The following is a 6,432-nucleotide window of genomic DNA, read 5'->3' as shown; positions in this document are numbered from 1 at the left end:
AGGGCGAAAACCATGGATGGTTTTCGTAGCGAAAGTACCTCGGCTGTCGGGCCGAGACCCGACTTAAAAACATCGTCGCGATAGCTACACCAAATAATCAATAGCCAATATCCCAGATTCCGCTTCGCTTCATCCAGGCTACGCGTCAAACGAAAATATGAGCGCCCCATCATTCATAATGACTCCACAACCGCAAAACCTTGACCTGTTTTTCGCCGCTTAAAACTTGATAATTCAAGCGAAGCTGAATGCTAGTACGCCGGGAATAGCGTCGAATCTCGAAGACGGTTTAACTTGACGGCATTATAGCGCCACCCGCATGTTCCACCAGCCAGCGCAAATATTCCAATTCCGCATCCTCGTGGCGGCAAGCCAGATACATGGTCTTGGCGATGGGTAGACCGGCAAAGCGCAGCCCGGTCAAACCCAGTTTGGCGGATTTGTCGGCCAGCAGCCATTCCGGCAGCAGGCAAACGCCGCGGCCGGCGGCGGCCAGTTGCAGCATGATGTCTGTTTCCTCGACTTGAACATGCGCGGCGGGTTCGATGCCGGCCGGTTGCAGCACCTTGCGGAACATGTCCAGCCGCTCGCGAGCCACCGGGTAGGTCAACACGGTTTCGCCGCGCAGGTCGGCCGGCGTTATTTCCGCGCGGCCGGCCAGCGGATGGCTATCGGGCACGATCAGCAGCAGTTGGAAATCGAATAGCGGCTGATAGCTGAGCAGACCGTTGTTCACAGGGTCGGAGGTCAGCACCGCATCCAGTTTGTATTGGCGAATGGCGTCGAACGACTCGAAGCGGTAGCGCGAGGTGACTTCCACCGTCAAATCCGGCCAAGCCCGCAAATAGGGTTGCAGGATGTTGCGGAACCATTCATAGCATGCGTGGCATTCGATGCCGATGGTGAGTTTGCCGGTTTTGCCCTGGGCCAACTGGGCCAAGTGGTTTTCCGCCGAGTCGACGGTGGCGATCACCGACTCGGCCACTTCGGACAAATAGCGGCCGGCTTGACTCAACACCAGCGAGCGGCCTTGCTTGTACCACAGCGTCACGCCCAGACGTTGTTCCAGGTTTTTGATTTGATGCGACAACGCCGACTGGGTCAGGAACAGCGTCTCGGCCGCCGCGCCGAGGGTGCCGTGGCGCTGCAAGGCCAGCAGGATGCGCAAGTGAATCAATTCCATAATTATGAATTTATCTCATGAATTGGTGAGAAATCATCGATTATCGTCACTCAAATGCCTGAATACAATGCCTGACTTGTAAAACATTCAATAATAGGCGTTTATCGATGATTAAAATTCACAATTTAGGTTTTCCCCGGATCGGCAAGAGCCGCGAACTGAAATTTGCGTTGGAGCGCTATTGGCGCGGCGAAATCGACGCCGACCAACTGCGCGCGGTCGGCGCCGATCTGCGCATCAGACATTGGCATTTGCAAGCCGGTTGCGGATTGGACTATCTGCCGGTGGGCGACTTTTCCTACTATGACCACGTACTGGATACCAGCGCGATGCTGGGCGCGCTGCCGCAGCGCTTTGAATGGGCCGGCGGCGAGGTCGATTTCGACACCTATTTCCGGATGGCGCGCGGTCGCGGCGCGGACGGCATCGGCTGCCGGGCGCTGGACATGACCAAGTGGTTCGACACCAATTACCACTATCTGGTACCGGAGTTGAGCCCGGACCAGGTTTTCGCATTGTCCAGCCGGCGCTTGTTCGACGAAACTCGCGAGTTACAGGCGCTGGGTTACCGACCCAAACCGGTGTTGCTCGGGCCGCTTAGCTGGTTGTGGCTGGCGAAAAGCGTCGGCGATTTCGACAAACTGAGCCTGCTGGAGCGCGTGTTGCCGGTGTATCGGCAAATTCTGCAAGGATTGGCCGAGCAAGGGGTGGAATGGGTGCAGATCGACGAACCGATTTTGGTGCTGGACTTGCCGGAAGACTGGCGCGCCGCGTTAGCGACGGCCTATGCAGAACTGCAAGCGCCGGCGCCGAAGCTGTTGCTGACGACCTACTTCGGCGGCTTGGGCGACAACGCGGCCCTGGCTTGCGCGTTGCCGGTGGCCGGCTTGCATCTGGATCTGACCCGAGGCGGCGGGCAACTCGACGCGCTGGCCGAGCTGGGCGGCGGCAAGGTGCTGTCGCTGGGTTTGATCGATGGCCGCAACGTTTGGCGTTGCGATTTGGCGGCGGCGTTGGCGACTATCGATCGGGCGCGGCGAGCGTTTCAGGGCGAAGTGTGGCTGGCGCCGTCCTGCTCGCTGTTGCATGTGCCTATCGATCTGGAGCGCGAAACCGGGCTGGACCCAGCCGTCAAACCGTGGCTGGCTTTTGCCAAACAGAAATTGACCGAATTAGAGTTGCTGCGTTTGGTGTTGGCGGAAGGCGTGGATGCCGCTCAACCGGAATGGGACACGGCGTTGGCGGCCGTGGCGGCGCGGCAGCGCGCGGCGAGCTTGGGTAGCGGCGCGGCGAGCCTCCCAAGCGGGTTGGCCGGGGATCTAGACCGGCGCGCTAGCCCGTTCCCGATCCGGCGGGCCGCGCAGCAGGCCGAATTGAATCTACCGCTGTTTCCGACCACGACGATAGGGTCTTTTCCGCAGACCCCTGAAATTCGCAAGGCCCGCTTGGACTTTAAGCGTGGCGAGCTGGCCGATGCCGATTACCGGGCTTTCATGGAGCGTCAAATCAAACAGTGCATCCGCGAACAAGTGGCGCTGGGCCTGGACGTGCTGGTGCACGGCGAGCCGGAGCGCAACGACATGGTCGAATATTTCGGCGAGCAATTGGACGGCTTCCTGTTTACCGGGCACGGCTGGGTGCAGTCCTACGGTTCCCGTTGCGTCAAGCCGCCGATCATTTACGCCGATGTTTCCAGGCCCAAGCCGATGACGGTAGCCTGGAGTCGATACGCTCAATATTTGACCGACAAGCCGGTCAAGGGCATGTTGACCGGGCCGGTCACATTGCTGAACTGGTCTTTCGTTCGCGACGACCAGCCCAGGGCGCAAACCGCCTATCAATTGGCGCTGGCCATTCGCGGCGAAGCGGTCGATTTGGAAAAGGCCGGCATTCGGGTGATTCAAATCGACGAACCGGCTTTTCGCGAGGGTTTGCCGCTACGCCGCGCCGATTGGCCGGACTATCTGGATTGGGCGGCGCGGGCGTTTCGAATCAGCGCCGGCGGCGTCGGCGATGCAACGCAAATTCACACCCACATGTGTTATTCGGAATTCAATGACATCATCGCCGCGATCGCCGAGCTGGATGCCGACGTGATTACCATCGAAACGTCGCGCTCGGATATGGCCTTGCTGGACGCTTTCGGCGAGTATCGCTATCCCAACGATATTGGGCCCGGCGTTTACGACATCCACAGCCCTAACATCCCCGACAGCGCGCAAATGTTGGAACTGTTGACGCTGGCCGCCCGCCATATTCCGGCCGAGCGGCTGTGGGTCAATCCCGATTGCGGTCTGAAAACCCGGCAATGGCATGAAGTAAGGTCGGCGCTGGCGGCGATGGTCGTCGCGGCGGCTCAGGCCCGCCGGGAAGTCGATACCGTGCCGCTGGCGAGTGCCGGCTGATCCGGCCGGCGCGGCATGGCACCGCGTTGGGACGGATAGTCGGCATAGTATGGAATCGATGATTTCCACATGACTAAGGACTTGTTCACAAAAGCTGTGGATAAGTCTGTTGGCAAGCCGTTACCGAGTCGGCTAAGTTGTTGTCGCGGCTACACTGATGTTAAATTGACTAAAAATTAGACAATCGAACGCCGATGTTCGCAACGTCGGCGCCGCCGGCCATACTTGGAAAACGACATGATAGATTGGAACAGAACTTATGCGGCAATCTGGCGTCAGCGCCAGGCTTATCTACGGCCGGTACGGGAGATCGATCCGATTCGGCTGGAGCAGTTGTTCGGCATTGACGAGCAAAAACGCCAATTGCTGGCGAACACCGAGCGCTTTTTGGCCGGCCAACCGGCCAACAACGCCTTGTTGTGGGGCGCGCGCGGTACCGGTAAGTCGTCGTTGGTCAAAGCTTTATTGAACGCGTACAAGGACCGCGAATTGCGGGTCATCGAAGTGGATAAACAAGATTTGCTGTATTTGCCGGAAATCGTCGACGAAATTCGCGAGCATCCGCAGCGCTTTATCGTCTACTGCGACGATTTGTCGTTCGAGGCCGGCGATACGCTCTACAAGCCGCTGAAAAGCGTGCTGGAAGGTTCTATCGAACTGCCGCCGGAGAACGTCAAGTTTTACGCGACCTCCAATCGCCGGCATTTGCTGCCCGAGCGGATGAGCGACAATCTGGATACGCTTTTGATCGACGGCGAAGTGCATTATTCGGACGCCATCGAGGAAAAAATTTCGCTGTCGGATCGCTTCGGTCTGCGCTTGGCGTTTTATCCGCAGCATACCCAGACCTATCTGGACATCGTCGACAGTTATTTTCCGGATTATCCCGGCGACCGAGCGATTTTGCACAAGGCCGCGCTGGATTTCGCCCATTTGCACGCCGCCAAGAACGGCCGCACCGCCAAGCAGTTTTACAATAGCCGGGCCGGGCGCGGACCCGTCGATTGAGCTTGGCCGGCATGACCGCTCCGGACATCGTCAGCAGTTTCTACGCGTATTTGTCGCGCCTGCGTTGGATCAAACGCTGGGGCTTGAAACGCAATGCCCATGCCGAAAACGTGATGGAACACAGCTGGGAAGTGGCGGTAATCGCGCATACGCTGGCTTTGATCAAAAACCGCTACTTCGGCGGCGACGTGGATGCCAATGCGGTCGCCGCCGCCGCGCTCTACCACGATGTCACCGAGGTCATTACCGGCGATTTGCCGACGCCGATCAAATACCATTCTCCGGAAATTCTCGGCGCCTATCGGCGCATCGAACAGCAGGCCGAAACCGAGTTGTTGAATTTGTTGCCGGAAGCCTTGCGCGATGCATTTCAGCCGCTGCTGTGCTAGGCGTTGTTGCCGGAAGCGCAGCGGCAGTTGGTCAAGGCGGCCGACAAGATTTCGGCCTATTTGAAATGTCAGGCGGAATTGAAGGCCGGCAATGCCGAGTTCGAGCTGGCCGCCAAGCAATTGGCGGTGGATATCGAGGCCTTGCAACAACCGGAAGTGGTGTTTTTCATGGAAGCCTTCGCGCCCAGTTGCGGGTTGACGCTGGACGGTTTGATGCAAACCCGGTGACGGCCCGGCTTATTGGAGTTGTTTCAAATCCAGTTTGCGCAATTTCGGCGCCAGGCCGGCCGTCGCGGCGACCACCAGCAGCGTCATCGTGCCGCCGAAGATCACCGACGGAATCAGCCCCAGCCAACGCGCGGCGAGGCCGGACTCGAACGCGCCCAGTTCGTTCGACGAGCCGATGAACAGGCCGTTGATCGCGGTGACCCTGCCGCGCATCGCATCCGGCGTCGCCAGTTGCATGATGGTGCTGCGCATCACCACCGACACGCCGTCGCAAACCCCGGACAACATCAGGGCCGCCGCGCCCAGCCAGAACAGCGGCGCCAGCGCGAAACCGATCATGCATAAGCCGAAGCCGGCCACCGCCGCCAACAGCCAGCGCCCGGCATTGCGCTCCAACGGGAAGCGGGCCAGGGCCAGGCCGGTCAATACCGCGCCGGCCGCCGGCGCGGCCCGCAAGATGCCCAAGCCTTCCGGACCGTAGTGAAACACGTCCTGGACAAAGGCCGGCAGCATCGCCATCGCGCCGCCGAACAACACCGCAAACATGTCCAGCGCCTGCGCGCCCAGTACGATTTGGTTGCCGAACACGAAGCGCAGGCCTTCGCCGATGCTGGCGAAGATCGGCGCCGCGGCGGCCGGCGGCCGTGCCTGGATGCGCAGCAGCAATAAAGCCAAGGCCGCGGCCAGCGCCAGTCCGGCCGCCACGCCGTAGGCGGCGATCTTGCCGGCCGCCGCGATCAACAGGCCGCCCAGCGCCGGGCCGGCCACTAAACCGAACTGAAACACCGAGCTGCCCAGGCCGGCGGCTCGGGCGTAAAGTTCGCGCGGCAAAACCGCCGCGAACAAGGCGCCGTAAGTCGGGCCGATGAAGGCGCGGGCCACGCCGGTGCCGGCGATACCGGCGTAAATCCACGATTCCGCGCTACCCGGTATGCGGCCGGCAGCGACGGCCACCAGCAACAGGCCGTTCAGGCACAGCAGCAGGCTGGCGGCCGCGCCGAACCAGCGTCGCGAATAATGATCGACCGCATAGCCGGCGAACAACGCGCAACAAAAATACGGAATCACCTCCGCCAGACCGACCAGCCCCAGGGCCAGCGTGTCGTGGGTCAGTTCGTAAAGATGCCAGCCGACCACGGTGGCCGTGGTTTGATAGGCCAGTACCACCAGCAGGCGGAAGCCGAGCAGTTTTAAAAACGCGGAATTGCGCAACATCGGA

4 protein-coding genes and 1 pseudogene are annotated in these 6,432 nt (G+C 60.2%); 3 read left to right on the top strand and 2 right to left on the bottom strand.

Features of this window, described 5'->3' with window-relative positions:
• Positions 1 to 289 precede the first annotated feature (289 nt).
• Entirely contained in the window at positions 290 to 1,183 is an 894-nt protein-coding gene (locus tag A1355_RS23105; protein WP_064031630.1) for a LysR family transcriptional regulator, read from the bottom strand.
• Between the two features lie 107 nt (positions 1,184 to 1,290).
• On the opposite strand from A1355_RS23105, the gene metE reads away from it, so the two are divergent.
• The 3 genes and pseudogenes from metE to yfbR all read left to right on the top strand — a co-directional run bounded on the left by metE (position 1,291) and on the right by yfbR (position 5,213).
• Entirely contained in the window at positions 1,291 to 3,588 is a 2,298-nt protein-coding gene (gene metE, locus A1355_RS23100) for a 5-methyltetrahydropteroyltriglutamate--homocysteine S-methyltransferase (protein WP_064031629.1), read from the top strand.
• 237 nt (positions 3,589 to 3,825) lie between these two features.
• Positions 3,826 to 4,596, top strand: coding sequence for an ATP-binding protein (locus tag A1355_RS23095; RefSeq protein WP_064031639.1), 771 nt, complete (start codon positions 3,826 to 3,828; stop codon positions 4,594 to 4,596).
• Between the two features lie 11 nt (positions 4,597 to 4,607).
• Positions 4,608 to 5,213 (top strand): annotated as a pseudogene (gene yfbR / locus A1355_RS23090) (5'-deoxynucleotidase).
• 9 nt (positions 5,214 to 5,222) lie between these two features.
• Here yfbR and A1355_RS23085 read toward each other — a convergent pair.
• On the bottom strand, positions 5,223 to 6,428 hold the full coding sequence (locus A1355_RS23085; protein WP_064031628.1) for an MFS transporter: 1,206 nt from the start codon (positions 6,426 to 6,428) through the stop codon (positions 5,223 to 5,225).
• Positions 6,429 to 6,432: the final 4 nt, after the last annotated feature.

Origin of the sequence: Methylomonas koyamae, from assembly GCF_001644025.1 — a bacterium.
Lineage (GTDB): Bacteria > Pseudomonadota > Gammaproteobacteria > Methylococcales > Methylomonadaceae > Methylomonas > Methylomonas koyamae_A.
Note: the sequence above shows the minus strand (reverse complement) of the source record. Positions and strands in the feature narration are given on the sequence as shown.